Here is a 2,790-nt window from a genome sequence, read left to right on the forward strand (position 1 = left end):
CTCGCACGATGCACGCGAACTGGCTCGCTTGGCTCTGCGGCGGCGACACCCGCACGCCGATGAGCAGACCCTTGCGCTGCTGTTGGTGGCGCAGTGGTATGGGCCCGCCCTTGCCGCCCGCCTTGCACCCTGCCTCGCCGCTATCAATGCTCACGTAACCCATACATGGTGACAACATCATCAGGGATCGGGAGACGCTCCAAACTGCGTGGCTCTACTTTGATCGCTCCTGAACCGTAGCTTTTGGCTACCCCGCGTAAATTGGCAAGCGTTGCCGCATGATTGCAGGCTTGCCACAGCCGATCAATCGCGTTTTCATCAAGAGTACGTGGATACACACAGAGGAAACTCGTTAATGGAAGTGCCCCAGCACGATTTCGAATAAAGCGTGTATTTCGTCGCCCTAAATACGCAAACAGAATTGGTGGCACACGTCGCTGTTCCATCACATACCACGGGTTCCGCTGTTTCAGCAAGGCCCGCTGGGGTAACCCATAAGCGATACCCTGTAAAAGGTAATCCTGTATCGCCTGCGTCATCTGATCGGTCTGGGTCAAAGCAAGCAGTTGCGTGGGCCGCCCAGCGGTATCGAGCCGTTCAATATCAGTATCGGTGAGTTCATCTCCAAGCACATCACGAGTACGTCCCACGGCAATCCGGAGCACATCATCTGGTAACTTCAGCTCCTGAGCCTGTTGGCGGGTGAGAAAAAAAAAGTCATTCGCACCAGTCGCAATACCCCGCATGACCGTCGCAAAATCGCCCAGACAGGATTGGGTTGTTACGGTGCGTCGTGGTCGTGACAGTCCTGTTTGGAGTGCTTCTTGGATTGAGCGTTGCTCAACCGTGAGCATCGTTGGTGGTGGCGTGAGGTTCTTCGTTGTCATCCATTCGCGAAGCGTGTCACCATCAGGCTGGTGACACGCTCCCCACCAAAAGACAGGTTTTGGTGGTACATTCCTGATTAAAACAACAAGCGCATTCGTATCTACATTGGGAAATGGAGCCGCTGATGGATGAAAGGTAATCACGTCTTCAAGACAATACTGTGTGGTAATCCACTGCCAGAGCATGGGTGCAGAACACCCTTCAGCCGTATCGGCGGGGACAACGAAGGCCAACCGACCGTTGATCTGAAGCAGGTGTAAGGCTTGGAGCAAAAAGTAGACATGATAGCCAGTCCGTCCATCAAGGCGAAACCCCGTAATCTCCTTGCAGCGTTGCTGAAGCATAGCTTTGGTTGGAGCCGGAAGGCGATGATGCCGAATGTAGGGTGGATTCGCCACAATTGCTGCAAATCGCTGCTGTGGGGGTGCGGCAAGAAAATCACGCACTTCAACGATAACGCCTGCTTGCTGGAAGAGCGCATCTTCGAGTACGGTTGGGTCAACGTCAAAACCATAGTATGATAGATTGTGAACGTGTAACGCGCCCATCGCCTGCAAGAACGCTCCGCGTCCAATCGCCGGATCAAACACATGGTGTGACTCTTGCAGCACATACGCAACCATCGCTTGGGCGAGCCACAGAGGTGTCCAAAATTGGCCTTTCTCACGCAGCCGTTCCCGTGCATACCAAGTGGTTGGTCGAACTTGATGGAAGTGGTGGGGGAGTGTCATAGGGTAGCTAACATGGTGCGTACATCGGGTAACACGTCCATTTGTCCGCCAACAAACCGAACGTATGGTAAAATGTGTCCATTTCTATCTTCGATATACTCAGCCACGGCTGTGGCTGGTTGCGTTGCCACAGCAAGAGGATAGCCATATTGGTAGTAGATTTTGTAAATCGTCTTTTTGGTCGTTGCTCCACTGGGAGCTTGAAATACTTGCGTAGTTGGTTCGATAAACCCGTGTTCAATCCGGTAGATGGCTTCATCCAAAGCAATCCCATACGCCCGTTCAAAAAATACGTGCCAAATGTGAATTGGGATACTATGCATCTTCTGCCACTCCTGAAGTGGGTGCCAATCTTCTTCTTTCAAAATGATCGTCGGAAGAACCGCATTCTTCTTGAAACCGTACTTATTGCCTAAACGCTTCATTGGTCTCATAGCGGTAGCATAATCTGGCATCTTCTCGGCAATCCAGAGGCTTTGCTCACATTCTACAGCGATTTTTGCTAAAGCGATAAGCTCACGAAGCATATCCTCAGGTAGAAATGGTAATTCGGCAATGCCACCAATTTTTGCGAGCATTTTCTGTACCTGATCTTCATAGACATCGCGTTGAAAAATGAGGAGATCTGGACGTTTAACCTGCCCCAAGCCAGCAGCCTCAAGCCGCTCAAAATACAACTCAAAAGCACGCACATCATTCTGAGGGGCAGTACCACTTGGTCCATAAGGTAATGCCATATATTCTTTTGTCGCGTTGATTGCTTCAATAAGACGCTGTTCACTCCATACTCCCTGAGACCAGCGCATTAGGAAGTCGCTACCGCGTAGCCGTCGCGGATTGAGCCAGAAATCATCCCACGAAATATTCCTGAGCATATTCAATGCAAGCGATAAATTATCAGCAGGAAGAGAAAGTGCCTGTTCAAAGCAATGGATATGCTTTAACTCTTTGTTCAATATGGATTACTTTCCTCACTCTGGTCTATTTGAATAGACAATACAGATTCAACGCTCGCCGGTGGCAAGCCTAGAAATCATTTTGGCAAGTGTATATTCACTTATTATGCGCCTGCTCCCGTATGCCTCAGTAGATCACTGCCGGATGAGAGCATTATACATGATAAGGGGGCGCAGCCGGCGGGCGGCAGGAGCGGGCGGGTTTGGGCGACATC

At 50.9% G+C, this 2,790-nt stretch carries 2 protein-coding genes; both read right to left on the bottom strand.

The window, feature by feature from the left end:
- Positions 1-143: 143 nt before the first annotated feature.
- Positions 144-1,619: an SAM-dependent methyltransferase gene (locus CMR00_12575; protein ID PIO47031.1), complete on the bottom strand. Its 1,476-nt coding sequence runs from the start codon at positions 1,617-1,619 to the stop codon at positions 144-146.
- On the bottom strand, positions 1,616-2,494 hold the full coding sequence (locus tag CMR00_12580; protein ID PIO47032.1) for a type II restriction endonuclease: 879 nt from the start codon (positions 2,492-2,494) through the stop codon (positions 1,616-1,618). Before CMR00_12580 ends, CMR00_12575 begins: the two co-directional genes overlap by 4 nt.
- Positions 2,495-2,790: the final 296 nt, after the last annotated feature.

Source organism: [Chlorobium] sp. 445, from assembly GCA_002763895.1.
In the GTDB taxonomy this organism is placed as follows: Bacteria; Bacteroidota; Chlorobiia; order Chlorobiales; family Thermochlorobacteraceae; genus Thermochlorobacter.